The sequence below is a fragment of the Glycomyces sp. NPDC050141 genome (assembly GCF_055586545.1).
In genome coordinates this window covers 82,204-107,416 of the sequence record NZ_JBVJHZ010000008.1, presented here as the reverse complement: position 1 = coordinate 107,416, position 25,213 = coordinate 82,204, and the positions used below count along the sequence as shown (strand labels likewise).

The following is a 25,213-nucleotide window of genomic DNA, read 5'->3' as shown; positions in this document are numbered from 1 at the left end:
CAGCGCCGCAGCGAACCCGACGGGCGCGTCCTGGACTGGTACACCCTCGGCCTGCGGGCGTTACCGCCCTTCGATCGCCGCGTCGAGCCGGGCCTGGAGGCCGTCGAAATCGGGGGCGGCGTCAGTGCTCAGCTTCTGGTGCACGACTTCGCAGAACGCGCGGCTGAACTGGGTGTACCGCTGCACTTCGGGCCGCTGGCCGGTGCTCTCGCCGGTGAGGGCGTCGTACATCGCGCGGGCCTCGCTGCGCGGCCCGCCGGTGGTCTCGCAGTCGCTGCCGGCCGCCGCGATGCCGCTGTCGATCTGCGCGATCGCGTCGAAGTACGGCTCGGGCCGGGTCGCGGCGAAGCCGCCGCGTTCGAACAGGAGCTGCTGGCTCGTCGGCCCGGTCAGGAACTTGACGAGGTCGCGGGACACGTTCGGGCGCTTGGAGTACGCGCTCACCGCGAGGCTGCCGCCGCCGAGCACGCCGCCGGGCATCGGGACGACGCCGATCTCGAAGTCCACTGCGGACTGCGCGGCGGCGAACGCGTCGCACGCTTCGAGGGTGCGGATCGCCTGCGGCCAGTGCCGCAGGAAGGGGGTGCGGCCCTCCTGGAACGCGGCGAGCGATTCGTCCTCGTTGTGCTGCAGGGCGTCGGGCAGGATCGTGTACTTGCCGTCCGCGACCTCCTCGTGCAGGTCGCCCGCGAGGTCGTCGAGCTGGTCCTTGGCCGCGGCACTGCTGAAGTCGATCGTCGCGTGGTCTCCGGTTTCGACGCCGTTGGCCAGGAGGTACTCCCAGACGTTGACGGTGAAGCCCTCGTAGTCCGCCAGCTGCATCGCGATGCCGCCTTCGAAGTCGTTGTCCTCCTTGAGGATCACCTCGATCTGGTCGCGCAGGCCGCGCCAGTCCGTGATCGACTCGGCCTGCTTCTGGGTCAGGACGCCGTTGGCGAAGTCGTGCTCGCGGGCCCTGCGGTAGTACAGCATCCCCACGTTGGTGTTGAACGGCAGCGCGAACAGCTCGCCGTCGTAGCGCCCGGCTTCCATGGGGCGCTTGAGGAAGCCCTGCTTGTCGGCGTCCTCGAACGGCCGCAGTCGCCCGGCGGCGGCGAACTCGGCGATCCACGGCACGTCGAGTTCGACGACGTCGACGCCGTCGTCCTCGGCCTGGAGCATGGCGTGGACGGCGCTGTACTGCAGGTCGGCGGTCGGAGGGAGCTCGACCATCTCGCACTTGTGGTCGGGGTGCCAGGCGTTCCACTGCCCGATGAGGAGCCGCCGCTGCCCGTTCGCGGTGTCGTCGCGGGCGGCGTAGAGCCGCAGGTGGTCCTCGCCGACCTCCTCCCATCCCCGTGCTGCCTCCCGGGAGCCGAGGAGGTACGCGCCGCCGATCGCGCCCGCGGCGGCGAATCCCCCGACCGCTTCGAGCACGGTCCGGCGGGCCAGGCGCAGGTTCAGCGGTCGCCGTCTACTCATTGCCGCTCCACAGCTTGTTGAAGAGGTCGTCGAACTCCTTCGTGAGCTCGTCGCTCTCGGGGTTGATGCACTCGACGCGGGCGTCCTCGACAAGCGGAGCGAGATTCGCTGAGCCGCAGGACTTCTCGCCCACCGGGATCAGGTACAGGCGCGCCTGTGAAGCGTCGAGCGCCGCCAGCACCGCATCCACTGTGGTCTGCGAGTGGTCCTGGTCGTCGCCGTCGGTGAGCACCACCATCGCGCTGCTGCCCTCCGCGGGGACGGCCGCTTCGAGCTCGGCGAGGCCGTCGACCACGGTCTGGTGCAGGTCGACCCCGTCGCTGGGCTCGGTGGCGGCGAGCAGCCCCGCGACGTCGTCCACCGGCTCCGAGGTCATGCCGAACACCTCCTGGTGCGAGGCGTCTCCTGCCGCAGGGAACGTCCACAGTGCCGCCTGGTCCGCCGCGTTGGCGCCCAGGTATCCGAGGGCGGTCGCCGCGCCGTCCGCCGCGAACTGGAACCTGGTGCGGCCGCCGCTCGCCGTCTCCTCCATGGAAGGCGAGTGGTCGATCGCGAGCAGGACGGTCGTCGGCGGGCGGTTCTGCCCGTAGACGCCTTGGAGGTCGGTGAACTCGGTGGCGCTGATCGGATCGGCCGCGACCGGGAACTCCTTGTCGAAGTCGCGATCGCCCCAGAGTTCCCCGCCCTTGTAGTCCTCGCCGCGCACCCCCATGTCCCCGGGCTTCCAGCCGGTGTCGTCCGCGAGCCACTGCCGCAGTTCGCGGGCGACCTCGGCCCGCTCCTTGCCGTACGGCTCGTCCCAGTCGAGCAGCACGCCCTGGTAGTCGAGGGCGCCGAAGCCGGTGCTGTAGACCGGGACGAGCCCTGAGCGCCCGCTCTCGGTGAGCGGGCAGTCGTCGCCGAGCGGGGACCCGGCGTTGTACTGGGCGAGGGCCGCTTCGGTGGTGAGCACGGCCGCGGTCGGGTTGGGGCCCTGCTCCCGGGTCAGGTCGCACAGCAGGTCGGTGTCGCTGGGGGACAGGGCGATGCCGGTTGCGGCGGCCGCGTCGCCGAGCATGGCCTCGATCCGCGCGCCGGCCCCGCCGGGCACGGCTTCGGGGCCGTAGAGGGCGCGCAGGAACAGCAGCCCTGAGGTGGTCACGGCCGGGTCGGAGCGGAGCACGGGCGTGCCGTGGTCCTCGCCGAGCGCGGTGACCAGGTCCGGCAGGGAGGTCTCGGTGACGCGGTGGCCGCCGTTGAACCCTGCTGCGATCAGCCTGTCGGGCACGGCCAGGACCAGCGGGGTGCGGCCGATCGGCTCGGTCCCGCTGGGCTTGAACACCTCGGCGTTGAACGTCGAATCGTCCAGCAGGTCGTACGCGAGGTCGACCTGGGTCTGCGATTCGGCGATCCACAGGTGCGGGCGCGGCCCGAGGTCGCGCAGCGGCTCGAACGGCACCGCCTGCTCCTCCTCGCCCTCGGGGCGCGGCTCCCAGCCCGCTTCCATGGCCTGCCGGATCTCGGGCCAGGTCGCGCTGTACGCGGTGACGTTCGCCTTGCGGCACTTGTTGGCGTCCACGTACGTGCGGTTGAACTCGGTGATCGCGTTCTGGAATCCGAGCGCGCCGTCCTCCGGGACCATGACCGTGAGCTCCACGGGGTCGTCGCAGTCGACGAACCACTCCTGGTGGACCCGGTGCACCACCGGGCGCAGGAGGTACCCGAGGACGAGGCAGAACACGCTGACGCCGACGATCACGCCGATCATCGAGCGGCGCCTGCCGTCGCCCGGGTGCAGCAGGTTCCACACCCAGGAACCGGCGGAGAGGCCGATCGCGGCGACGATGAGCGCGATCCGCCACGGCTGCGAGGCGGCGCTGATGAGCAGTTCGAGGCAGAGCACGAGCACGCTGACGCCGGTGATGGCCGGCGCGGCGCGGCGCAGGCCTTCGGTCACCGCGCGGGCGATCGCGCGTTCTTCGCTGTCGCGCTTCGGGTCGGGCTCGGGTTCGTCGCTGGGTTCGGTGCGGTCGGGTTCGTCGTCGGCCACTGGTGGCTCCGTTGCCGTATCGCGGGGGGGGGGGGGGGAGTGTCGTCCGAGGGAGGTTCGGGAACAGTATGCCGCAACCGCGCTCCCATCGGGGAGTGTCTATGTCCGCAACCCGTACCGCCGGGACGCCCGGGACGCGGCAGAATCAGGTCATGATCACGATCCGCCCCGTCGCGCTCGGCGACGCCGAAGCGATCGCCGCGCTGCGCCGCGACGGCCGCGACTACCTCGCGCCCTGGGAACCCGAGAAAGGCGAGGCCTCGTACACCGCTGCGGGCGTGCGCGAGGCGATCGAGGCCGCGTTCGCGCGCGCCGAGGCCGGGACCGGGCTGACCTACGCGATCGAGGACGACGGCGAGGTCGCGGGCCAGATCTTCCTCAACTCGATCATCCGCGGCCCGTACTTCCGCTCGTGCAGCACCGGCTACTGGGTCGCCGCGGCCATGGCCGGGCGCGGCATCGCGACCGAGGCCGTGCGCCTCGCCAAGCGGGTCGCGTTCGGGGAACTGGGGCTCTGCCGCGTCCAGGCCGAGACCCTGATCGACAACCGGGCCTCCCAGAAGGTGCTGGAGCGCAACGGCTTCGAGCCGATCGGCGTGGCCCCCGCCTACCTCAAGATCGCCGGGAAGTGGCAGGACCACCTGCTCTTCCAGGTGCTCAACCCGGAAATGGACTGACCGTGGACTTCAACGTCAACTACCCCGAGGTCGGCGCGACCCGCACCGGCGACCTCCCGCCCGGCTACCGCCACATCGAACTCGCCACCGACCTCGACGCCCCGCTCGCCGCGGCGGCCGAGATCGTCATGACGTTCGGCCTCCAAGCCCGCACCGGCCTGCGCCCGGAAGCGTCCGTGCCGCGCGCCGCGCCCGGGGCCGAGTTCACCCTCCGCTATCTCGGCCTGCGCCTGCCCTGCCAGGTCGTGTGGGCCGAGGAGGCACCCGAGCGGACCGGCTTCGGATACGGCACCATGCGCGGACACCCCGAATGCGGCGAAGCGTCCTTCCTGCTCGAACCCCTCGGCGCGGACCGCACCCGGTTCACCGTCCGGTCCTTCTCGGTCCCGGGCACGCTCCTCACCCGCCTCGGCGCCCCCGTCACCCGGTTCCTCCAGACGCGCGCCAACGCCCGCTACCTCACGGTCATGCGCGCGGCCTGCGGGCGGGCGAATCCCACCGAATCCCGGTAGCCTTTCGCCTCTGCCCGTAGATTTCGGACCATGAGGCGCTGATACGGAGGTGAGGACATGGACATCGCGCTGCTCGGCGTGGGCCATCTCGGCGAGGCGGTCCTCGCGGGGCTGATCGACTCCGGCCTGCCGCCCGCCCAGATCTGGGCCACCGCCCTGCCCGCCGAACGGGCCGCCCAGCTCGCCGACAGGTACGGCGTCGAGGTCGGCACCGACAACCCGAGCGCCGTCGCCGAAGCCGACGTGGTGCTCGTCGCCGTCCCGCCCGTCGCGGTCGGGCCCCTGCTCTCCGCGATCGGGCCCTCCCTCGAACCTGACGCGATCGTCGTCTCCCTCGCCGCCGGGGTCCCGCTCGCGAAGCTCGCCGAGCGGCTCCCCAAGGGCATCACGGTGGTCCGCGCGATGACGAACATCGCCGCCGGAGCCCGCCGGGCCGCGACCGCGCTCTCCGCGCCCGAAGGCACCGACCTCACCGAGATCGAAGACCTCTTCGACCGCATCGGGGTCACCGTGATCGCCGAGGAGTCCAAGATGGACCTCATCACGGCGATCGCCGGTTCAGGCCCCGCGTTCCTGTACTACCTCGCCGAATCGATGACCGGCGCCGCCGTCGACGGCGGCATGGACCCCGTCGACGCCCGCCTCCTGGTCGACCAGATGCTCCTCGGCGCGTGCCTGCACCTGCAGGACTCCGACGAGCCGCCCGGCGAGATCATGGAGCGGATCGCCACGCCCGGCGGCACCACGGAGGCCGCTCTGGAATCGCTCGACGCTTCAAATGTGGACGAGGCGATCCGGGCCGCCGTCGCGGCCGCCGCCGAACGCGGCGGCGACCTCCACGGCTCTTAAGCCGAACGCTTGCGGCGCATGAACAGCGCCGCCACCGCGATCAGCGCCAGCACCACCGTCACGGTGAGCATCACCAGGTAGGTCGTGCGCAGCTCATCGGTGAACGCGTCATACGTGACCGGCGCGAACGCCGCATCACTCGCACGCGAGACGAACAGCGTCCTCCCCTCCGCGAGCCCCCACAGCGACGCGCCCGCCAGGACCGCGCCCAGCACGCCGACCACGAGCACCCCGACCCACCGGCGGGGGATCACCACGAACCCGATGACCAAGAGCCCCAGCGCGATCCAAGGCAGCCAGTCCGCGGCCCAGTTCAACCGGTCCACGTACCGCTGCAGCTCCGGCACCTGCTCGGAGTCGACCAGCACGTACTGGGCGTCCACATCGGGGATGTCGGCGGCGAGCGCGACCCCGTTGTCCACCATCCTGTCCTTGACGACCGTGACCACCTGCCCGAGGTCGACCACGAGCGTGTTCCCGTCGACCTGGAGCACGCCGTCGCCGCCTTCGAGCGCCGAGACCAGGCCGCTGTGCGCCTCGTGCACCGCCGCGTCCCACACGGAGATGAACTGCGGGCTCGCCACGAACTTGTCGACCTCGCTCGCGATATACGCCTTGAGCGTCTCCACCGCCGAATCCACCAGCGACTCGATCACGTCGGGCGCGACGCTGGAGCCGATCCACGCGTCCGCGTCCGCCTCGATCTGGTCGATGTCGAGCGCCGAGTCGATCTGCGCCGTAATGATCCCGGCGATCCCGGCCTGCACGTCCGGGTCCTCGGCGATAGTCGCGGTCAGCTCGGTGAACCGGTCGGTGTCGAGCAGTTCGAGCCGCGCGTAATAGGCGGCGACCGCACCGGTCACCGCGACGACGGCGAGCACGCACGCGAGCACGCCCACGACCCAGCGGACCACGTGCAGCACGCCCTTGCGCTCCTTCGCGGGTGCGGGCTCGGACGCCGCCTCCTCGGTCTGCACTTCGCTCACATCCGGCTCCTATCAGGTCAGGTACGGCGCGATCAGCGGGTAGATCAGGTCCATGCGCACGGCCTGGTTCGGGCACCCTCCGAAGTGGTGGATGCCCACGACCTGCCCCGTCGCGCGGCTGATCACCGGCGAACCCGAGGACCCGCCCTCCGTGTCGCACAGGTACGCGAAGTCGCTGCCCGGGGCGCGACCGGCCCGCCGCTCGTCGCCGACCAGGCACCGCGAGCCGAGCCCGTCGGGCTCGGAGGTACTGGCCGACGCGATCCGCAGCGGCCGCCCGCCCGGGTGCTCGGGGATGTAGATCTTGTCGTGCAGCCCAACGGGAGCCGAGCTGACCTCCAGCGCGGGCAGGTGCGCGATCCGCTCCGGTTCGGCGACCGTGAACAGCGTGAAGTCCAGCGCCCAGTCCGTCTCCAGGACACTCGCGCCGCTCACCTTGACCGTCGTGCGGGTCTTCCCGCCCGAGCACTTGACGCACTCGTACCCGAACTGCACCTCGGTCACACGCGCTTCGTCGCCGGAGTCGAAGCAGTGGTTGTTCGTCATCAGCCGGTCGTCCCCGGCGATCCAGCCCGTGCAGTAGGACTCGCCGCCGATGATGAGGCGCGCGACCCCCTGGCTCTGCCCGTACACGGCCGGGTTGGAGTCCTTGTAGCACACGGCGTTCCGCGAATCGTCTCGTCCGCAGATGCTCTCCTCCTGCGTCTCGCCCGGGCGGGACGCGAGCTCGGCCTCGTTGAGGCCCCGCGAGTACTCGGCGACGTGCGCCGCGGCGGCCGTACCGTCCTCGGCGTCGTGGAGCAGCACGGCGGCGGTGTCGCCCTCGATCGAGAGCGCCCACAGCCCGCCGTCCGCGACGTCGGCCGCACTGTACTGATAGGACTCAGTGCCGTCCGGGCCCGAGACGGTGATCGTGTCCCGCTCGCCGAGCGCGACGCGGTCGAAGCGGACCTTGACGAACGCCGCACCGGCGTGGGCGAGGTGCTCCGCTTCGCCTGGTGCGAGCGCGATGTCGGCGGGTTCGCGCTGGCCGATCTGGTCGGCGCGGTACTGCGGTGCCGCTTCCGCGGCGGCGTGCGGCGCCCAGGCGAGCACGGCTGCGGCGGCGATGGCGGTGGCGGCGGTTCGGGCGAGTGTGCGCTGCAAGGGAGACCTCTTCTGTTCGTCGCGTCGGGTGGGGTCTCGCCTAGTAGCCGTTGTCCCTCTTGTACTCGTCCCAGCGGTCCATCCAGGCGTCCCAGCCGCCTGCGAACACCAGCACGAGGATGAACACGACGAACGCGATGATGGCGATCCAGCCGAGGATGATCGCGGTGGTGGCGAGGCCGCCGCCTGCCATGTTGCGGGCCTTGATCTGGCTCTTCGCGACGTAACCGAGGATGAGCCCGAGGATGCCCAGCGGGGAGCACAGGCCGACGATCGCGAGCACGAAGGCCGCGATCGCGAGCCCGTTCATCTCCCGGGGCATGTTGACCTGCGCGCCCGGTCCGTAGTCCTGCGTCATGCTGCCTCCATTGCAGACGGTGAGTGTGCGCAGTCTACGGAGGGGTTCGGGTGGTATGGGGCGTTTCGGGGGAATCAGCCGTGGTGCTTGAACCAGGCCAGGGTCGCCGCGATCGCCTCGTCGTGCGGGGTCACCTCGACGTGGTCGGGGAAGGAGGCGCGGAACGCGGTGTCGTCCACGACGAAGGGGCGGTCGCGCTGGTACCAGGTCTCGCCGAGCTCCTTGACGACCGGGTTGAAGAGGCCGATGAGGCGCTGCATGCCGCGCCCGACGTACCCGTTCCTGGGTGTCGTTCCGGCGGCCTGCCAGACGAGGTCCAGGAACTCGCTGCCGGTGAGGGGCGGTCCTACCGGGAGGTGCCACGCATACCCGTCGGCTTTGGGGTTCTCGCCGAGGGTGACGAGCCCGGCGGCGACGTCGGGGAGGTAGGCGACGGTGTGCGGCTCGTCGGGTTCGCCCATCCAGCGGGCGGTCTTCCCGGCGGCCGCTGCGGGGAAGACCGGCGGTCCGAGGATGGTGTTCACCCCGCCGGGCCCGAAGTAGTCGGAGGCCCGGCCGAGCGTCGCCCTGACGCGGCCTTCCTTGTGGGCGTTGAGGATCATCTCGGCGACCCGCGCACGGGCCCGGCCTTTGGGGAACGCCGCCGCGTACGGCAGCTCCTCGGTCATCGGCACTTCGACAGACCCGTACATGTACAGGTTGTCGGCCATGACGAGCCGCGCTCCGGCCTTCTCGACTCCGGTGAGGACGGTGTCGGTGAAGCCCACGAACTCCTCGGCCCACAGGGCGTAGGGCGGCTGCGCGCACTGGTAGACGACCGAGGCGCCTTCGCAGGCCGCGGCGGCGCCCTCGGCGGTGGTGACATCCGCTCGGAAGCCCTGCGGGCCTTCGGCATTGCGGCTCACGGCGCGGACCACGCGGCCGCGGGCGGCGAGCTCGGCGACGACGGCCTTCCCGATGGCGCCGGTGGCGCCGAGGACGACATGCAGTTCAGACATGGGGTGCTCCAAGTTCCGAGGTTTGGTAACAGTGTTATGTAACCATGTTACGATACTCTTGTCAACATGCCGAGACCGAGGAAACGCGATTACGAGACGCTGCGCCGCGAGCTCATCGACGCGGGCGGGCGCCTTCTCGCCGAGGAGGGCCCGGCCGCGCTGAGCACCAGGCGGGTCGCGCAGGCGACCGGCACCTCGACCACCGCCGTGTACAACCTCTTCGGCGACAAGGCGGGCCTGGTCCGGGAGATGTTCCTCGAAGGCTTCGACCGCCTCACCGCGGCCTTCGCGGCCGTGCCGCGCACCGGCGATCCCGCCGCGGACCTGCTCGCCCTCGGCGACGCGTACCGGGCCAACGCGCGCGACAACCCGCACCTCTACGAGCTCATGTTCGGACGCCCGGTGCCCGAGTTCCGGCCCGACGCCGAGGCCGGGCGCCGCATCCAGCCGACCTTTGACGCACTCGTCGCGGCCTGCGCCCGCTGCGTCGAGGCCGGCGTCTTCGCCCCGGCCGAGCCGTTCGCGATCGCCGTGCAGCTCAACGCGATGGCCCACGGCCTCGCGAGCCTTGAACTGCGCGGCGCCCTCGGCGAGGAGGCGGAGGCGGACGCGCACTGGAAGCGCGCCTTCGCGTCGCTCTTCAAAGGACTGGCTTAGGCCCCGCCCGGTTCCGCATCCGCGGAGGCGTCGAGGCGCCGCGCGAGGGCTTCGATGCCGTCGAGGGTCAGGCCGAGGCCGAGTTCGAAGAGGCCTTCGAGGTCCAAGTCGTAGCCGTCGGCCATGGAGCCGAAGTGGCCGAACAGCTTCGCGAAGTGCGGGTTGGTGCTCATGAACGCGTCGTCGCCGAAGCGCGGCAGGTACTGGAGGTCGGTCCACTCCTCCGAGGAGAGCCCGGTCTCGGAGACCGCCAGGTCCTCGGCATCGAAGTTCGAGGCGAGGCCCACGATGTGGCTGAAGAGCAGCACATGCACGTCCATGTGCAGCTTCGGCGGCAGCCCGAGCACCTCGAGCGCGCCGAGGAGGCGATCGCCGAGGCGGATGACGCTCGGCAGCGGCAGCGGCCGGGTGAGCGGCTGGGTCCGGCCGAGCCACGGGTGGGCGCGGTGCAGCCGCCACAGCTCCCGGCACAGCGACTCCACTTGCAACCGCCACGGGTCGGCCTCGTTGCGCTCGAACCTCGCCGAGCCGTACACGGCGTCGGCCATGGCGGTCGTCAGGTCCTCTTTGTCCTCCACGAACCGGTACAGCGACATCGGCGCGACCCCGCACCTACCCGCCACCGCGCGCATCGAGACCGCTTCCAGCCCTTCGGCATCGGCCATCGCGATCGCCTCAACGAGCACCCGCTCCCTGGTGAGCTCCGCGGGCTCCCCGGCCTTGGCGGCCCGCCTCGGCGCGACCACCGTGCCCGAGCGCGGACGCGTGATCACCAGGCCCTCGGCCCGCAGCACGTCCAGCGCCTTCGTTGCTGTGGCGAGCGCCACACCAAATTCTTGGGCGACCTGCCGCGTGGACGGCACCTTGTCGCCAGGAGCCAGTTCCCGGTCGGTGATGCGCCTGCTCAGCTCGGCGGCGATGCGCACATAAGGCGGCACTGCGGGCGGCTCGGTCGGTTCAGGCACTGCGGCCCCTTCCTCGGTCTGTACTACGACAGATCCTAGCCCCGCCGGTCCTCCCCGATGCCGTCTGTACTAGGCCAGTTCAGGCACGTATTTGCAGGTCAGAGCCGTATTTCCTACATTGGTTCCAGACAGCCGAGTACAACGTATCCCAAGGAGCACCCCATGAACGCCACCGTCCTCATCTCCGGTTCCAGCGTCGCCGGCACCGCCCTCGCCTACTGGCTCCGCGAGCAGGGCCTCACCCCCGTCGTCCTCGAACGCGCCCCGCAGCTGCGCCGCGGCGGCCAGGCCATCGACGTCCGCGGCGCGGCCCTCCACGTCCTTCGCCGCATGGGCCTCGAAGGCCAGGCCCGCGCACTCGCCAACCACAGCAACGGCATGAGCATGCTCGACCCCGAAGGCAACGAGATCTTCCGCTCCGAGGAGTTCGCGCTCTCCTCCGGCGCCCTCGACTCCGACGACATCGAGATCCTCCGCGACGACCTCGTCGACCTCGTCCACGCCGAGAACGACGGTATCGAACACCTCTTCGGCGACTCCATCACCGCCATCCACCAAGAGGACGACGGCGTCACCGTCCACTTCGAGCACGCCGAGCCGCGCCGCTTCGACCTCGTCGTCGGCGCCGACGGCCTCCACTCCAACACCCGCAAGCTCGTCTTCGGCCCCGAAGCCCAGTACTCGCACCACCTCGGCACCTACCTCTCGGTCTTCACCGCGGAGAACTACCTCGGCCTCGACCACTGGCAGACCTGGTTCAACAACGGCAGCGACGGCGGCGCGGTCATGACCGTCCGCGACAACGCCGAACTGCGCATCTACCTCGGCTTCGCCGCACCCGAACCCATCGAGTACGACTACCGGGACGCCAACGCGCAGAAGCAGCTCGTCGCCGACCACCTCACCGGCTTCGGCTGGGAGGTCCCCGGCTTCATCGAGCGCATGTGGAAGGCCGAGCACTTCTACTTCGACGCCATGGCCCAGATCAAAATGGACACCTGGAGCGAAGGCCGCGTCGCCCTCCTCGGCGACGCCGCCCACTGCGCCGCGCCCCTCTCCGGCCAGGGCACCAGCCTCGCCCTCGTCGGCGCCTACGTCCTCGCCCTCGAACTCGGCCGCACCGGCGACCACCGGCTGGCCTTCGAACGCTACGAGCGCCGGATGCGCCCGTTCGTCGAGGTCAACCAGGCGCTGGCCCTGATGGACCCGCAGTCCACCTCCCCTGAGGAGCGGACCGCCCGCACCGACGAGGCGAAGAACGCGATCGACCTCGACACGGTCCTCGACTAGCGCAGCATGTAGGGCCGCACCAGAACCGGTGCGGCCCTACATCCGTCTCAGCCCTTGCGCGGAGGCAGCGGCAGCGGGAGCGCCGGGAGCCCGTCGAGGCTCGTCACGTTGGTCTCCTTGGTCTCGCAGTACTCGGCGAACTCGTCCTCGGTCTTGCGGCCCCAGTACTGCCGCAGCAGGGTCCGCTCCTCCTTGTAATCCATGAAGGGCACCGCGAACCCGCACGTGTCGCTGATGAGCTTGGCGCGCACGACGATGATCGCGCGCACGCCCGGCCCGTCCGCCTCATTGAACAGAGGGATCAGCTCCTCGAAGCGCGGGTCGTCGCGGTAGACCGCCTCGCCGGTGCCGTGCACGCGGACGATATTGGCCGGTCCCGTGAAGGCGCACCACATGACGGTGATGCGGCCGTTCTCGCGCAGGTGCGCGTGGGTCTCGGCATGGGACCCGCCGAAGTCCAGATAGGCCACGGTCCGTTCGTCGAGTACCTGCAGCGATCCGTTGTGGCCCTTGGGGGAGAGGTTGACATGCCCGTCCTCCGTGAGCGGCGCGGTGGCCACGAAGAACACCGGCTGCGCCTCGATGAACTCGCGCAGGCGACCGTCGATCGCCTCATACGTCTTTCCCATGATGTGAACCTCAACTCCCAACTTGTGGACGAAACTCAACTTACGCCCGCCGCTCCGCACCCGCAACAACCTTCCCAGCTCGCGGATGCCCGCGCCACCCGCCGCGGTCGCGAAAAATTTCCTCCGAAGCCGCGATGAATCCGCCGGACCCGGGAAGTCTCTATAGGCGTACACCGAACGACACGAACCAAGGAGCAAGCCATGAGCCACGCCTACACCCTCACCGCCGATGCCGCCGCCCCCATCGCCGCGGTCTGGGCCGCCTGGACCGAGGACGCCCCCTACGAGGCGTGGAGCTACTCCAAGCCCGGTTCGGTCTCGATGGACCCGACCCCGGACGGCCGCTACACCGCCACCGTCGTCACCCCCGACGGCCAGGAGTTCCCCATCACCGGCCGCTACATCGAGGTCGTCCAGCACGAACTGCTCGTCATGGGCATGGACACCCCCGGCGGCGGCGAAGAGGTCATGCGCCTCGACCTCGCCGACCTCGGCGAAGGCCGCACCCGCCTTACCATCTCCCAGAACTGCGCCACCAAGGAAGAGCACGACATGGCCAAGGAAGGCAGCCAGATGCTCCTCGACTCCTGCATCGCCTACGTGGAGAAGGCCTGACCGCGACCTGATCCCCGCGGAGGCGCCGGGGCCGGGCCGCCACAGCCCGGTCCCGACGCACCTGCGACGCTGACGCCATGCAGCTCACCGCCACCCAACTCAACCGCGCCACCCTCGACCGGCAGTCCCTCCTGGAACGCAGGCCAGGGGACGTGGTCGCCGCCGTCCGATCGGCCGTCGCGATCCAGGCCCAGTCGCCCGCGTCCCCCTACATCGGACTGTGGAACCGGGTGGAGGGCTTCGGCCCCGCCGACCTCGACGCCGCGTTCACCTCCTACGACCTGGTGCGCGGCAACCCGATCCGCATGACCCTGCACGCCGTCGCCGCCGACGAGTACCGGCCCTTCCGCGAAGCCACCGAACCGTCCCTCTACGCCGCGAAACTCGGCGGGCGCATCGCCGAATCCGGGATCGCCGCGCCCGAAGCCGCCCGGCACGCCGCCGACATCCTCGACTTCACCGCCGAGATCCGCACCGCCCGCGAATGCGAGGACCGCCTCGCCGAACGGCTCGGCCCCGACACCGCGAAAGCCGCCTGGCCCGGCATCCGCCAGTACGCGCCGCTCCTGCGCGTCCCCCTCGGCGGGCCCTGGACGTTCAACGAGAAGGTCGCCTACCTCGCCGCGCCCGACCGGCCCGCGCTCGGCGACAAGGACGCCGCCGACACCGCCCTCCAAGGCCTCGTCCTGCGCTACCTCTCCGGGTTCGGCCCGGCCTCCGTCCCCGACATCGCCCAGTTCGCCATGGTCCAGCGCGGCAGGGCCAGACACGCCGTCAAAGCCCTAGGCGCACAACTGCACCAGTACGGGGGCCCGAACGGCGACACGCTCTACGACCTGCAGGGCGCCGCCCTCCCCGACCCCGGGACACCCGCGCCGCCGCGCCTCATGGCCATGTGGGACAACGTGTTCCTCGCCTACGCCGACCGCAGCCGCACCATCCCCGCCGACCTCCGCACCACCGTGATCCGCAACAACGGCGACGTCCTCCCGATGCTCCTCGTCGACGGGCACACCGCAGGCGTCTGGCGCACCACCCCCGAAGGCATCGAAGCCACCGCGTTCCGCAAACTCACCGCCGAGGACTGGGCCGGTCTCACCGCCGAAGCCGAAGCGCTCGCAACGCTCCTCGCCGACCGCGACCCCGACGTCTACTCCCGCTACCGCCACTGGTGGCCCAGACTCCCCGCAGGCGAGACCATGCTCCTGGCCGCTCGGTTAGGCTTTCCGCCCCACCCCCCGACCCGGAAGGAGCCCGCCATGAGCGGCCGCGAGCACCACTACGAGATCACGATGCGCTGGACCGGCAACACCGGCAAAGGCACCGCGAACTACCGCGAATACGGACGCGACCACGACCTCGCCGCCCCAGGCAAACCCGTCATCCAGGCCAGCGCCGACCCCGCCTTCCGCGGCCAGCCCGAACGCTGGAACCCCGAAGAGCTGCTCGTCGCCAGCCTCGCCGACTGCCACATGCTCACGTACCTCGCGCTGTGCTCGCTCGAACGCATCGTCGTCACCGCCTACGAGGACACCGCGACAGGCACCATGGCGCAGGACGGCAACGGCGGCCGCTTCACCGAGGTCACCCTCAACCCCGTCGTCCAGATCGACGACCCGGCGAAGGCCGACCGCGCGCTCGAGCTCCACCACAACGCCAACAAGGACTGCTTCATCGCGAACTCGGTGAACTTCCCGGTCCACCACAACCCCCGGATCCTGGCCGGGTAGCTCACACCGGCGTGCAGGGCACCGTCGCCGGGAGCTCGTAGCGGCCCTGCACGTCGGCCTGGAAACTCGCGTCGACGCTGCCGCCCGGGTCGAGCGCCGCGTTGAGCAGGATGTCCCCGTACCGCTCGCCCTCGATGTGCGAGAGCCCCCAGGTCGCGGTCACCGTCAGGTGCTTGATCCCGATCAGGACCTCCCAGCCGTCCACCGGGTCCGCGCCCGGGTTGGCGATCGTGACCGTGACCGACACCGTGTCGTCCCAGGCGTTGTCGAGCGTGAGCGAGGCCGTGCACTGCGGGCCGCTGACGGCTGCTTCCGTGGTCGCCGCCGGTTCGCTCGCGCTCGCACTCGCGCTGGCCGTCCCGGACGGCGACTCGGAGGCGGTGGGGGAGACCGACGCGGTATCGCCGGGGGCCGCGCTCTGCGGAGCGCTCGCATCGGGCGCGCTGACGGTCTCCGTGTCGTCGAACTGGGCGAGGTCCGGGGCGTGGTCGTCGCGGACCGCGCCGAACTGCCAGATCGCGATGACCGAGGCGAGGACGGCGACGGCGACGAGCACGAGCAGGAGGCGGCCGTGGATTCGTCCGCGCAGTACGGCGCGGTCCATCCATGGGCGCATAGTTGCACTCCTCCAACGGGATCGGGGCCAGCAGGGGTTCGCGGCCGCCGGGCGGGGGTACCGGCCTTTATGGTGCTGAGCCAGGTGAAGCGTACAAGGCGCCGGTCCGCAGGCCGAACGCCTGAACCCGCCACTGTGACCGGTGTAGATTCGGGCGAACGGAAGGATGTCCATGCGTGCCGTTGTAGTGACCGATTTCGATACCGAACCGAGCGTGGCCGACCTGCCGGTCCCCGAGCCCGGCCCCGGTGAGGTGCTCGTGCGGATCGCCGCCGCCGGGGTGAACCCCTTCGACTGGAAGGTCATCGAGGGCGCGATGCGCGGTTCGGTCGCGCACGCCTTCCCGCTGGTGCTCGGCTCCGACGGCGCAGGCACGGTCGAGCGCGTCGGCGAGGGCGTCGAGTTCGCGCCCGGCGAGCGCGTCTTCGGCCAGTTCATGGACGTCAAGGAGGGCCGCGGCTCCTACGCCGAGTACGCGGTCGCGAAGGCCGCCAAGCTCGCCCGCCTCCCCGCGGGCCTCCCGTTCGACACCGCGGCCGCCCTGCCCACGGCGGGCGCCGCCGCCCACGACTTCGTGGAGGGCACCGGGATCGGCCCGGGCCAGACCCTGCTCGTCAACGGCGCTTCGGGCGGCGTCGGCCAGGCCGCGGTGCAGCTCGCGGTCGCCCAAGGGGTGCACGTCATCGCGACTACGGACCCTGAGACCGCCGCGTACCTGCGTGAACTCGGCGCGGCCGAGACCGTGGACTTCACCGCCGGGCCCACGGCGGACCAGGTGCGCGTCGCCCATCCGGGCGGCATCGACGCCATTGTGGACCTTATCTCGGATGCGGCCGCGCTCGAGCCGATCGCGGCGCTCCTCAAGCCGAACGGCGTCGTCGTCTCCTCGAACGGCGCGGTCGACGCCGAGGTGCTCGCCTCGCGCGGCCTGCGCGGCGCGAACCTGTACGCGAACGCCCGACCGGCGACGCTCGCGTCCCTCGCGGAGGCGGTCGAGCTCGGGCAGCTGCGGCTCCGCATCGACTTCAAGGTCCCGCTGGAGGACGCGGCGGCGGCGCTGGCACGCTTGAAGGCGGGGCAGTCGCGGGGCAAGACGGTGCTCACCGTCGAGACCGCCTAGGCCCCGCCTCCGCGGGCCTATGCCGCAGCCGGTTCCGTTTCGGCCGCAGCGTTCTCGGTCGACTTCTCGGCCTTGATGCGCTTCTCGATCGCGTGGAAGAACAGGATCAGGCCCACCGTGAGCACGATGTGCCCGAGCCCGGCGATCCCGGCGAGCGCCGAGTCGGCGGCGCCGGTCGGCTCGTTGCCGAGGACCGTGAGCGTCCCGCGCAGGGTCAGGACCGCGACGGTGATGACAAGGCCGCTGTTGTAGACCCAGTAGAACCACTTGAACAGGCGGCTCTCGCTGAGCGTGAAGACCTTTTCCAGCGCGAGGGCGATGAGGAAGAACAGCATGCCGAGCGCGAGGATGTGGGTGTGGACGACGCTGAGCCGCGTCTCGCCCTCGTACCCGGTGAGATGGGTGAGTTCGCGGTAGTACAGGCCGCTGACCAGGCCCAGGATCATGTAGATGTTGGCGGTGTGGAACAGCAGTTTCACGGGGGCTCCTCGGGGGGGATTCGGCATCGGCGGGGCGGCTGATGCGGATGTTGCGGGGACACCGTATCGCCCCGGCCGGGCGGCCGCTCCGCGCAGGGCGGAGCGGCCGATGCGATGGGGCTCAGGCGGATTCGACGGGCAGCCCGGCCTCGGTCCAGTCCTCGATGCCTTCCTTGTACTTGCGCACGTTGCTGTAGCCGAGGCCCGTGAGCCGCTCGGCGACCTGGCCGCTGTTCGGGCAGGCCTCGTTCGAGCAGTAGGTGACGATCGCGGCGTCGCGGTCGGGCAGCAGGGTCGGCGCGAGGGCGTCGACGTCGGCGAGCACCAGCGGGAGGGCCCCGGGAAGGTGCTGCTTGGCGTGGTACTCGCCGCCGAGGGCGTCGAGCACCGTCACCGAGCCCTTCGCGATCGCGGCCTGGAGTTCGTCTCGGGTGATGAGCGCGGTCATGGTATCGCCTTCCAGGTAAGTGGACTATAGTCCATATGTGTCTGACGATAGTAACGGACCGCAGTCCGGTTCCGCAACCCCGCTTGAGCTGCTGCGCACCCCGCCGCCGAAGGAGCGCGCCGACGCGGCCCGCAACCGCGCCGCGATCCTCGACGCGGCCGCGCGGCTCTTCGCCGAGCACGGCGTCGAGGCCGTCTCGATGGACCAGGTGGCGACGGCCGCAGGGGTCGGCAAAGGGACGCTGTTCCGCCGCTTCGGCGACAAGGCCGGCCTCGCCGCCGCCCTCCTCGACGCGCGCGAACGCCTACTCCAGGAAGCGGTCCTGAGCGGCCCGCCCCCGCTCGGGCCGGGCGCGCCCGAACCCGAGCGCCTGGCCTCGTTCGCGGACGCCTACCTCGACTACGCGTTCGAGTACCTGCCGCTGCTGCGCATGTCCGAGACCGCCAGTCCCGGCGCGCGCTACCGCATCGGCGCGTACCGCTTCTGGGTCCGCCACGTCGCGATCCTCTTGCCGCACAACGAGGACCCCGAGCACACGGCGCACGCGCTCATGGCGATGCTCGACGCTGAACTGCTCACCGCGCTGCTGCCCGAGCTGGGGGAGGAGCGGATCAGGTCCGGCATACGTCGAATGTGGACTAACTCGGGTCGGGGGTGAGCGGGCACCCCGTGCCCGCCCGCTCGGCCAGTTCCGCGCGCAGGGCCGCGAGCTGGTCCATCTTCGCGTCCACGACGGCGATCTTCTCCGCGAACATCGCCGACAGCCTGGCGGCCGAATCGGGCGCTTCGCGCACCTCCCGGCCGTGCTCGGCGATCTCCGCCAGCGAGAACCCGAGCCGCTGCGCGGTGCGCACGTACGCGAGCCACGGCTCCGCCTCGTCCCCGAACTCCCGGTAGCCGTTGGGGGATCGGTGTGATTCGACCAACCCGATCTTCTCGTAGAACCGGATCGCGTCCCTGCTCAGGCCCGACCGCTCCGCCAGTTCACCGATGCGCATCCCGATTCCCCGCTCCGCTCGACTTGACCTTGGAGTGCACTCCACCGTTTACGGTAGCGCCGTCCCCGCAACCGCAACGAACGGAGCCCCGCCATGACGGACCTGACCCTCACGCCCGCAACGAGTCCCGCCGCGTACCTGCGCCTCGTGCGCTCCAGCGCGGTCTACGACCTCATCGTGACCGCCGCCTTCGCGACGCCCTGGACGTTCACGCTGCTGCACGCCGGGCTGGACGCCGCGAGCGGCGCCCTCGGCCTCCGCGGCTTCCCCGAACTCGACCTCATGCAGGTCTTCTACGCCAACCTCATGGGCTCGGTCGTCCTGGTCTGGTCAATGCTGCGCGTCGTTCGGCCCCAAGTGATCCACGGCCTGTTCGACGGCATCGCCCGCGTCCTCTTCTCCACCTGGATGGCCTACGTGCTCGCCCATGGCGGCCCCGAGATCCTGTGGGGCTTCCTCGCCGTCGAAGCCGCCTGGGGCGTCGCGCAGCTCGGCCTGTGGGCGCGCGCCCGCCGGGCCTAATCCTCTTCGGACATCGGATCGAGCACGCGGTTGTGGTGGCGCTGGAACACCATCGACGTCTGGAACCTGGCCACCTCCGGCCGCGTGCCGAGCCGGTCCACGAGGAACGCGTGCAGCTTCTCCGCGTCCTGCACCGCCACATGGATCACGATGTCGCTGCTGCCGGAGACGACGAACAGCGTCACCACCTCCGGCCACGACCCCACGGTCTCGCGGAACGCCTCGTACGTGGCCCGCTGGTGCTGGCGCAGCTGCACCGACACCAGCGCCTCCGCGCGCCGCCCGAGCGACGCGAGGTCCACATCGGCCCCGTACCCGCGGATCACCCCGCGCCTGGTCAGCGCCCGCACCCGCTCCAGCGCCGTGGAAGGCGCGACGCCGAGCCTGCGGGCCAGCTCCCGGTTCGACACCCGCGCATCCGACTGGAGCAGGCGCACGATCGACGCGTCAAGTTCGTCCATCCACGGATTATCCCGCCGATTCCAGCCGAACGTTCGGACAGGCCCCTTCTTCACCGAACATCCGAATAGCGTTGATCCACATGAACGACCGGACACCCCCTCGCGGCACCCTCGGCTCCGCCCGCGGCACCGCTCTCTACCTGGGCGCGATCCTCGGCCCCGGCGTGCTCGCCCTGCCCGGCCTCGCCGCCCGCGCCGCCGGGCCCGCCGCCCTCGTCGCCTGGGTCGCCCTCCTCATCCTCTCCATCCCCGTCGCCGCCACCTTCGCCGAACTCGCCGCACGCCGCCCCGACGCGGGCGGCGTCGCCACCTTCACCCGCGCCGCCTTCGGCGACCGCGCCGCCGCCGTCTGCGGCTGGTGGTTCTTCAGCGTCATCCCGGTCGGCGCGAGCTCGGCCGCCCTCGTCGGCGCCGCCTACATCGCCGACGCCGCCGGACTCGGCCGCACCGCCACCACTCTCATCGCCGCCGCACTCATAGCGGTCGCGTTCGCCGCCAACCACATCGGCCTGCGCCTCTCCGGCGGCGCGCAGCTCGTCCTCATGGGACTCCTCATCGCGCTCCTCGCCGTCGCCTGCATCGCGGCGCTCCCGCACTTCGACCCGGCGAACCTGCGCCCCTTCGCACCCCACGGCCTCGCCGGGATCTTCTCGGCCGCCGCCGTCCTGTTCTACGCGTTCTCCGGCTGGGAAGCCGCGAGCCACCTCTCCGGCGAGTTCTCCGACCCCGCAAGGCAACTGCGCCGCGTCACCGCCCTGGCCCTGGCGGTCGTCGCGACGGTCTACCTTGCGCTCGCCACCGCCACCGCCGGAGCGCTCGGCGGCAGCGCCGCCGACTCCGCGGTCCCGCTCACGGACCTGCTCGCGTTCGGTTTCGGCCCTGCCGCGGCGCCGCTCACCGCCGTCTGCGCGGCACTGCTCAGCCTGGGCGCCATGAACACCTTCATCGCGGGCGCGTCCCGCCTCGGCGCGGCGCTCGCCCGCGACGGCGCGATGCCCGCACCGCTCGCGAAGGGCCATGAACCCGGCCGCACACCGCACCGCAGCCTCGCCGTCCTCGCGGTCCTCACCGGGACCGCGTTCGCCGGCGCCACCTGGCTCGGCCTCGGCCTCGACACCCAGATGCGCGCGACCTCGGCGGTCCTCGCGGCGGTCACGGTCCTGGCCTGCGCGGCGGCGGTGCGCCTCCTCCAGGGCCAAGCCCGCGTCCGGGCGGTCATCGCCACGGCCTGCACGGCCGCCATCGGCACGGCACTGTCCTGGTACCTGCTGCTGCCCTTGGGCATCGCCGTGCTCGCATACGTCTACTTGAGAGTGAAGAACCTCCCGCCGCGCCGGAGTCCGGCACGACGGGAGGCGATCCCGGTTTCCTTGCAGGTCAGCGGAAGTCGTCGGCGTGGTCCACGGACCACTGCGCATAGGTCCGGGCGGGTCGGCCGGTGACGGCCTCGGCGGTCGGACCCCAGACCTCGGTCGACCCGGCGGCGAGCATGTCGAGCACCGGTTCGGGCATGAACTTCGCGGCCACCTCACGCGGCAGCTCCACGACCTCGATCTCCCGCCCGATCGCCTCGCCGATCAGCTCGGCCTGGCGGCGCTGCGTCAGGTGCCCGGGTCCGTCGACCACGTGGGTGCGGCCCTGGTGGCCGTCCTCGGTGAGCGCGGCGAACACGACCTCGGCGATGTCGCGCTCGTGGATGGGGTTGACGGGCGCGTCCGGGTAGGGAAGGCGCACAACGCCTTCCTTGCGGATCGACTCGGCCCACCACAGCGAGTTGGTGGCGAACATGGCCGGGCGGACGAAGGTCCACGGGATGCCGGAGGCCTCCAGCGCCTGCTCGACCTTGTAGTGCATGAGCCCGATCGCGTTCGACGGGTCCGCAGACGCAGCCGACGAGAGGAGCACGACGTGCTTCACCCCGGCCTCCTGCGCTGCGGCCGTGAACGCCTCGATGCCCTCGTGGGCGGCGTACAGGAAGACCTTTTCGACGCCTTCCAAAGCGGGCGCGAGGGTCTCGGGCGCGGTGAAGTCGACCCGGACGGGCTCCACGCCCGCCGGGAGGTCGGTCGCGCCGGGGACGCGGCTGGCGGCGCGCACGGGGGTGCCCGCGTCGAGCAGCTGGTTGATGACATTGCGCGCGATGGCGCCACGGGCGCCAGTTACGAGAACGGCGCTGTCGAGAACAGTCATTGGGTGTTCCTTTCAGGGTGGTTCCGGGTTTCCTCGGCGAGCCTCGCGAGGATGCGAGACAGGGTGTCGCCGTATCTGGTTTCGAATTCGGGATCGTCGATGTCGACGCCGAAGAGTCGTTTCGCGGTGCGGCGGAAGACGACCGGAGCGATGGTCAGGCCCATGAGCGCGATCTGCACGGCCGCCGGGTCCAGATCGGCCCCGATCTCGCCGCGCTCCTGGCGCAGCCGCATCCGCTCGAGTTCGCCGTCGGCGTCCTCTTGGGACTCCTCCTCGGGCATGTCCTCGGTGAGCGCCTGCCACAGCACGAACCGGCCGATCCTCGGGTCGCGCAGGTTGTGGCGCAGGTACGAGCGGAGCACGTCCTCGGGCGGCACGTCCGGCGCGTTCTGCTGGCGCTCGGACTCGAGCCACTCGCGCTGCATCGCCCGGTAGAGGCCTTCCTTGCCGCCGAAGTAGTAGCTGATGAGCTGCTTGTTCACCCCGGCCCGCGCGGCGATCTCGCCGACGCGGGCGCCTTCGTACCCGTTGGCGGCGAACTCGGTCATGGCCGCTTCGAGCAGCTTCCTCTTGGTGCGCTCGGCATCCCGCACCCGCTCCGCCGACTCGGGGGAGCGCCGACCAGGCCTCTTCGGTTCCATACCGAAGACGCTACCACGTAATCAACCAACCGGATAATTAAATTATCTGTGAGGATGATTACCTCACTCGGCTTGCCCTCCCGGCTTGCGGACCAGCAGGCAGCCGTGGTGGAAGCCCCGCCTCGGGTCCTCCTCCGCCGCCACGATCTGCCGGGCCACCTCCTGGAACCCGGCCTCGGCCAACAGATCGCCGACCCGCCCGACCGACAGCCGGTACGCGGTCGTCACCGTGTGGTCGAACGCCCACGCGAGCTGCGAGGTGTCGGTGTGCGCCTGGAACATCAGCAGCAGATGCCCGCCCGGCGCGAGCAGCCGCAGGCACTCGCCGAACACGGCGGGCAGCCGCTCCGGCGGCATGTGGATGACCGAAGACCGCGAGATCACCCCGCCCAGGACGCCGTCCGGCAGGTCGACCGCGGTCATGTCGCCGACAGCGAACCCGAGGTCCGGATACGCCCCGCGCGCCAGCGCGATCATCTCGGGCGACAGGTCCACACCCGAGGCCTCCAGCCCCAGTCCGCCCAGATAATCGGTCACGTACCCCGGACCGCAGCCGATATCGAGGACCCGGGCGTTCCCCGAATCCTTGACCAGCTCCGCGAACGCGCCGATCATCGCCCGGTCGAAGGGCCTGCGCTCCAGCGAATCGCGGAACTGTGCGAAGTACTCGCCCGCGAAGTGGTCGTACCGTTCGCGCGTGGCGCGCTCATACCCGTTGTCGCCCATGGCCCGACACCCTACCGCTGCCGCCCGGATGCGTGCCGGGCCTCTCTTCGAGTCGCTCCGCGACCGGGGTGCCGTCGTCCTGGAGGCTGACTAACCTGTGCCTCGTTCTGGACACTGCCTCTGGCCGAGACGTGCATGGCTGCTGCCGCTGAAAGCGGTCTTGAAGTAGAGGTGCTGTTCCATGTGGACCACGTACTTCGGGTCGGCGGCCTCGATCGTGAAGCGGGCCTTCTCGCTGCCCGGCTCGCCCTCGATCGTGAAGGCGTCGATGATCGCCTCGGCCCGCCGCTGGAACTCCTCGCACTGCGGTTTGAGGACGAGGTAGTCGTACCCGCCGGAGCGGCCGCTCGAGCCGTCGAGGCGGTCGGCGTAGTGGTCGGCGGCTTTCACCTTGGGGCGCACCGGCTCCTTGGTGTCGGCGTCCAGCAGGTGGCCTTCCGAGTCGGTCCAGATCTGCTTGCCGAGGAACAGTTCGAAGCATTCTTCGAACTCCTTGGCGGTGCCGAGGTCGAGGGCCATCGTGCCGAAGCCCTGGAACCAGGCGTCCATGAGCAGCTGCAGCGCGAACTCGGGGCCGCGGGGGAACTCGACGTCCGGGCCGAGACGGCTGGTGAGCTGGCCGTCGACCCTGGTTCCCTCACGGCCCCAAGTCAACACCTCGAAGATGGTGGTCATGGTCGCGAATCATAACCAGTAAGGGCAAACCCGTCATTCACTGCCACCACTTGGTTACTCGCGGGTAGTAACAGCAATAGGAAAGCGTGTCAGTCGAAGTCGGCGATGCGCACGTCGTTCGGGTGCGCGGCGCCCTTGCCGTTCTCCAGGTACTGCTTGAGGCTCAGGAGGTACGAGCCCCACTTGGTGCTGCAGTGGTGCATGAACTCGACCGGTTCGCGCCATCCCTCGTGCTTGAAGAGCACGAACGTGAAGTCGCCCTCGCGGCGCAGATCCCAGTGCACTGTCGTGCCCACCCATTCGGCCGGGCCTTCCACGACCTCCCAGAGGACGCGCTTGCCCGGTTCGAGTTCGAGGACCTTCATGTCGAAGCCGCCGGCCTCGAAGCGGAACTCGATCACCTCGCCGATCGCGACGCCGCCGCTCGTCCGCTCCGTCCACCAGCCGGAGAGTCCGTCGATGGTGGTGAGCGCTTCGTAGACCTGTTCAGGGGTGCTGTGTTCGGTGCCGATGCGGTGCAGGATGTCGACCATGGCGTGCTCCTTCTACTCTTCTTCGTTCGGGGATGCTTGTTTCTGGCGTTCGATGGTCTCGGCGAGGCGCTTGATGCGCTGGAGCCGGGAGTCCCACGCGGAGCCGACGGCGCCGAGCTGGGCGACGGCGCGCGCCAGCTGGGCCTCGTCCACGCGGAAGTGCTTCTCGCGCCCGGCGGTCGCGGCGTGCACGAGGCCGACGCGGTCGAGGACGGCGAGGTGCTTCGCGACGGCCTGGCGGGTGACCGGCAGCCGGTCGCTCAGGCTGGTGGCCGTGCCGCTGCCTTCGCTGAGCAGCAGGTCGAGCATGCGGCGGCGGGTCGGGTCGCCGATCGCCGACCAGAGGTCGTCGTCGACTGCCGTGCTCATCGCCCCGCTCCGACCTTCTCCGCGTACGGGGTCAGCCGCGCCAGGAAGTAGTCCCAGCCGGTGACGTGGTCGGCGTGCTCTGCCGCGACCTTCGCCTCGGCCCAGCCCTGTTCGCGGAAGCCCGTCTCGGTCATCTTCAGGAGCGTGCCGGTCCCGGCGGGCTCGAGTTCGAAGACGACCAGGTACGAGTTCCCGACGGCGGCGGTCTCGCCCTCGGCGTGCGTCCACCGGAACGAGAAGTGGCGCGGCGGCATCGCGTCGACCACGGTGAGCCGCTGCCACATGACGCCGTCGGCCCCTTGGCTGAAGCCGATGCGCCCGTCCCCGGCGGGGGAGAGCTCGGCCTCGTCGGGCCACCACTCCTTCAGGTGCTCGGGGCTGCTGACCACGTCGAAGACGACCTCCGGCGAGGCATCGATGCGGATCTCCCGCTCGATCGATCCGAGTTCCATACCCGGCTCCTTTCGCAACGTTTGGTTGCACATCACGCTACCGCAGAAGATGGGAACGTGCAACCTTTTGTTGCTAAAGGT

The 25,213-nt window shown here is 70.5% G+C and carries 31 protein-coding genes and 1 pseudogene; 12 read left to right on the top strand and 20 right to left on the bottom strand.

The window, feature by feature from the left end; genetic code table 11:
* Positions 1-60 precede the first annotated feature (60 nt).
* Both ACZ60M_RS07535 and ACZ60M_RS07530 read right to left on the bottom strand, forming a co-directional pair.
* Positions 61-1,461, bottom strand: coding sequence for an extracellular solute-binding protein (locus tag ACZ60M_RS07535; RefSeq protein ID WP_465415715.1), 1,401 nt, complete (start codon positions 1,459-1,461; stop codon positions 61-63).
* Complete coding sequence (locus tag ACZ60M_RS07530) at positions 1,454-3,490, bottom strand: vWA domain-containing protein (protein WP_465415713.1); 2,037 nt, start codon at positions 3,488-3,490, stop codon at positions 1,454-1,456. The genes ACZ60M_RS07535 and ACZ60M_RS07530 overlap by 8 nt, the downstream gene beginning before the upstream one ends.
* Positions 3,491-3,591: 101 nt before the next feature.
* Between ACZ60M_RS07530 and ACZ60M_RS07525 the strand changes: the two genes are divergently transcribed.
* The 3 genes from ACZ60M_RS07525 to proC are packed head-to-tail and all read left to right on the top strand — an operon-like array spanning position 3,592 to position 5,528.
* Positions 3,592-4,167, top strand: a complete 576-nt coding sequence (locus ACZ60M_RS07525; RefSeq protein ID WP_465415712.1) for a GNAT family N-acetyltransferase — start codon at positions 3,592-3,594, stop codon at positions 4,165-4,167.
* Between the two features lie 2 nt (positions 4,168-4,169).
* Positions 4,170-4,679 (top strand): DUF1990 family protein, encoded by a 510-nt coding sequence (locus ACZ60M_RS07520; RefSeq protein ID WP_465415710.1) that lies wholly within the window; start codon positions 4,170-4,172, stop codon positions 4,677-4,679.
* 57 nt (positions 4,680-4,736) lie between these two features.
* Positions 4,737-5,528, top strand: a complete 792-nt coding sequence (gene proC, locus ACZ60M_RS07515) for a pyrroline-5-carboxylate reductase (protein ID WP_465415708.1) — start codon at positions 4,737-4,739, stop codon at positions 5,526-5,528.
* Here the strand turns inward: proC and ACZ60M_RS07510 are convergent.
* From ACZ60M_RS07510 to ACZ60M_RS07495, 4 genes are all read right to left on the bottom strand, one after another.
* Positions 5,525-6,514: a hypothetical protein gene (locus tag ACZ60M_RS07510; RefSeq protein ID WP_465415706.1), complete on the bottom strand. Its 990-nt coding sequence runs from the start codon at positions 6,512-6,514 to the stop codon at positions 5,525-5,527. The two genes, proC and ACZ60M_RS07510, sit on opposite strands and share 4 nt — an antisense overlap.
* A gap of 12 nt (positions 6,515-6,526) precedes the next feature.
* Positions 6,527-7,660: a trypsin-like serine peptidase gene (locus ACZ60M_RS07505; RefSeq protein WP_465415704.1), complete on the bottom strand. Its 1,134-nt coding sequence runs from the start codon at positions 7,658-7,660 to the stop codon at positions 6,527-6,529.
* A gap of 40 nt (positions 7,661-7,700) precedes the next feature.
* Entirely contained in the window at positions 7,701-8,018 is a 318-nt protein-coding gene (locus ACZ60M_RS07500; RefSeq protein WP_465415702.1) for a DUF4190 domain-containing protein, read from the bottom strand.
* A gap of 74 nt (positions 8,019-8,092) precedes the next feature.
* Positions 8,093-9,016, bottom strand: coding sequence for an NAD-dependent epimerase/dehydratase family protein (locus ACZ60M_RS07495; RefSeq protein WP_465415700.1), 924 nt, complete (start codon positions 9,014-9,016; stop codon positions 8,093-8,095).
* A 66-nt stretch (positions 9,017-9,082) separates the two neighbouring features.
* Between ACZ60M_RS07495 and ACZ60M_RS07490 the strand changes: the two genes are divergently transcribed.
* Positions 9,083-9,673 (top strand): TetR/AcrR family transcriptional regulator, encoded by a 591-nt coding sequence (locus tag ACZ60M_RS07490; RefSeq protein WP_465415698.1) that lies wholly within the window; start codon positions 9,083-9,085, stop codon positions 9,671-9,673.
* Here the strand turns inward: ACZ60M_RS07490 and ACZ60M_RS07485 are convergent.
* Positions 9,670-10,638 (bottom strand): GntR family transcriptional regulator, encoded by a 969-nt coding sequence (locus tag ACZ60M_RS07485; protein WP_465415696.1) that lies wholly within the window; start codon positions 10,636-10,638, stop codon positions 9,670-9,672. The two genes, ACZ60M_RS07490 and ACZ60M_RS07485, sit on opposite strands and share 4 nt — an antisense overlap.
* Before the next feature lie 162 nt (positions 10,639-10,800).
* Between ACZ60M_RS07485 and ACZ60M_RS07480 the strand changes: the two genes are divergently transcribed.
* Positions 10,801-11,928, top strand: coding sequence for an FAD-dependent monooxygenase (locus tag ACZ60M_RS07480; protein WP_465415694.1), 1,128 nt, complete (start codon positions 10,801-10,803; stop codon positions 11,926-11,928).
* A 47-nt stretch (positions 11,929-11,975) separates the two neighbouring features.
* Here ACZ60M_RS07480 and ACZ60M_RS07475 read toward each other — a convergent pair whose 3' ends face one another.
* Complete coding sequence (locus ACZ60M_RS07475) at positions 11,976-12,557, bottom strand: pyridoxamine 5'-phosphate oxidase family protein (RefSeq protein ID WP_465415692.1); 582 nt, start codon at positions 12,555-12,557, stop codon at positions 11,976-11,978.
* Between the two features lie 201 nt (positions 12,558-12,758).
* Between ACZ60M_RS07475 and ACZ60M_RS07470 the strand changes: the two genes are divergently transcribed.
* The 3 genes and pseudogenes from ACZ60M_RS07470 to ACZ60M_RS07460 all read left to right on the top strand — a co-directional run bounded on the left by ACZ60M_RS07470 (position 12,759) and on the right by ACZ60M_RS07460 (position 14,902).
* Positions 12,759-13,172, top strand: a complete 414-nt coding sequence (locus ACZ60M_RS07470) for an SRPBCC family protein (RefSeq protein ID WP_465415690.1) — start codon at positions 12,759-12,761, stop codon at positions 13,170-13,172.
* A gap of 77 nt (positions 13,173-13,249) precedes the next feature.
* Positions 13,250-14,284 (top strand): annotated as a pseudogene (locus ACZ60M_RS07465) (winged helix DNA-binding domain-containing protein); the annotation flags it as partial.
* Positions 14,285-14,431: 147 nt separating this feature from the next.
* On the top strand, positions 14,432-14,902 hold the full coding sequence (locus ACZ60M_RS07460; protein ID WP_465415802.1) for an OsmC family protein: 471 nt from the start codon (positions 14,432-14,434) through the stop codon (positions 14,900-14,902).
* A gap of 1 nt (position 14,903) precedes the next feature.
* Here the strand turns inward: ACZ60M_RS07460 and ACZ60M_RS07455 are convergent, their stop codons facing one another.
* Positions 14,904-15,518, bottom strand: coding sequence for a cellulose binding domain-containing protein (locus ACZ60M_RS07455; protein ID WP_465415688.1), 615 nt, complete (start codon positions 15,516-15,518; stop codon positions 14,904-14,906).
* A 172-nt stretch (positions 15,519-15,690) separates the two neighbouring features.
* Here ACZ60M_RS07455 and ACZ60M_RS07450 point away from each other — a divergent pair, with 172 nt between their 5' ends.
* Positions 15,691-16,638, top strand: coding sequence for an NADP-dependent oxidoreductase (locus ACZ60M_RS07450; protein ID WP_465415686.1), 948 nt, complete (start codon positions 15,691-15,693; stop codon positions 16,636-16,638).
* A 17-nt stretch (positions 16,639-16,655) separates the two neighbouring features.
* Here the strand turns inward: ACZ60M_RS07450 and ACZ60M_RS07445 are convergent, their stop codons facing one another.
* Together ACZ60M_RS07445 and ACZ60M_RS07440 are read right to left on the bottom strand one after the other, a co-directional pair.
* Entirely contained in the window at positions 16,656-17,117 is a 462-nt protein-coding gene (locus ACZ60M_RS07445; RefSeq protein ID WP_465415684.1) for a DUF2871 domain-containing protein, read from the bottom strand.
* Between the two features lie 121 nt (positions 17,118-17,238).
* Positions 17,239-17,565 (bottom strand): rhodanese-like domain-containing protein, encoded by a 327-nt coding sequence (locus tag ACZ60M_RS07440; RefSeq protein WP_465415682.1) that lies wholly within the window; start codon positions 17,563-17,565, stop codon positions 17,239-17,241.
* Positions 17,566-17,602: 37 nt separating this feature from the next.
* Here ACZ60M_RS07440 and ACZ60M_RS07435 point away from each other — a divergent pair, with 37 nt between their 5' ends.
* Positions 17,603-18,223 (top strand): TetR/AcrR family transcriptional regulator, encoded by a 621-nt coding sequence (locus ACZ60M_RS07435; protein ID WP_465415680.1) that lies wholly within the window; start codon positions 17,603-17,605, stop codon positions 18,221-18,223.
* Here ACZ60M_RS07435 and ACZ60M_RS07430 read toward each other — a convergent pair.
* On the bottom strand, positions 18,204-18,563 hold the full coding sequence (locus ACZ60M_RS07430; protein WP_465415679.1) for a MerR family transcriptional regulator: 360 nt from the start codon (positions 18,561-18,563) through the stop codon (positions 18,204-18,206). The two genes, ACZ60M_RS07435 and ACZ60M_RS07430, sit on opposite strands and share 20 nt — an antisense overlap.
* 93 nt (positions 18,564-18,656) lie before the next feature.
* Here ACZ60M_RS07430 and ACZ60M_RS07425 point away from each other — a divergent pair, with 93 nt between their 5' ends.
* Positions 18,657-19,085: a hypothetical protein gene (locus tag ACZ60M_RS07425; RefSeq protein ID WP_465415677.1), complete on the top strand. Its 429-nt coding sequence runs from the start codon at positions 18,657-18,659 to the stop codon at positions 19,083-19,085.
* On the opposite strand, the gene ACZ60M_RS07420 is transcribed toward ACZ60M_RS07425, so the two are convergent.
* Complete coding sequence (locus ACZ60M_RS07420) at positions 19,082-19,546, bottom strand: Lrp/AsnC family transcriptional regulator (protein ID WP_465415675.1); 465 nt, start codon at positions 19,544-19,546, stop codon at positions 19,082-19,084. The genes ACZ60M_RS07425 and ACZ60M_RS07420 overlap by 4 nt on opposite strands.
* Before the next feature lie 80 nt (positions 19,547-19,626).
* Here ACZ60M_RS07420 and ACZ60M_RS07415 point away from each other — a divergent pair, with 80 nt between their 5' ends.
* Complete coding sequence (locus ACZ60M_RS07415; RefSeq protein WP_465415673.1) at positions 19,627-20,988, top strand: APC family permease; 1,362 nt, start codon at positions 19,627-19,629, stop codon at positions 20,986-20,988.
* On the opposite strand, the gene ACZ60M_RS07410 is transcribed toward ACZ60M_RS07415, so the two are convergent.
* The 7 genes from ACZ60M_RS07410 to ACZ60M_RS07380 all read right to left on the bottom strand — a co-directional run bounded on the left by ACZ60M_RS07410 (position 20,924) and on the right by ACZ60M_RS07380 (position 25,132).
* The gene (locus ACZ60M_RS07410) at positions 20,924-21,736 is read right to left on the bottom strand and encodes an NAD(P)H-binding protein (RefSeq protein WP_465415672.1); all 813 of its coding nucleotides are present in this window, start codon (positions 21,734-21,736) and stop codon (positions 20,924-20,926) included. The two genes, ACZ60M_RS07415 and ACZ60M_RS07410, sit on opposite strands and share 65 nt — an antisense overlap.
* On the bottom strand, positions 21,733-22,377 hold the full coding sequence (locus tag ACZ60M_RS07405; protein ID WP_465415671.1) for a TetR/AcrR family transcriptional regulator: 645 nt from the start codon (positions 22,375-22,377) through the stop codon (positions 21,733-21,735). The genes ACZ60M_RS07410 and ACZ60M_RS07405 overlap by 4 nt, the downstream gene beginning before the upstream one ends.
* A gap of 63 nt (positions 22,378-22,440) precedes the next feature.
* Positions 22,441-23,103, bottom strand: coding sequence for a class I SAM-dependent methyltransferase (locus ACZ60M_RS07400; RefSeq protein WP_465415669.1), 663 nt, complete (start codon positions 23,101-23,103; stop codon positions 22,441-22,443).
* 90 nt (positions 23,104-23,193) lie between these two features.
* Entirely contained in the window at positions 23,194-23,778 is a 585-nt protein-coding gene (locus ACZ60M_RS07395; RefSeq protein ID WP_465415668.1) for a hypothetical protein, read from the bottom strand.
* An 89-nt stretch (positions 23,779-23,867) separates the two neighbouring features.
* Positions 23,868-24,311: an SRPBCC family protein gene (locus ACZ60M_RS07390; RefSeq protein ID WP_465415666.1), complete on the bottom strand. Its 444-nt coding sequence runs from the start codon at positions 24,309-24,311 to the stop codon at positions 23,868-23,870.
* Positions 24,312-24,323: 12 nt separating this feature from the next.
* Positions 24,324-24,680 carry an ArsR/SmtB family transcription factor gene (locus ACZ60M_RS07385; protein WP_465415664.1) on the bottom strand — a complete coding sequence of 119 codons (357 nt, stop codon included), beginning with the start codon at positions 24,678-24,680 and terminating at the stop codon, positions 24,324-24,326.
* Positions 24,677-25,132, bottom strand: a complete 456-nt coding sequence (locus ACZ60M_RS07380; RefSeq protein ID WP_465415662.1) for an SRPBCC domain-containing protein — start codon at positions 25,130-25,132, stop codon at positions 24,677-24,679. The genes ACZ60M_RS07385 and ACZ60M_RS07380 overlap by 4 nt, the downstream gene beginning before the upstream one ends.
* Positions 25,133-25,213: the final 81 nt, after the last annotated feature.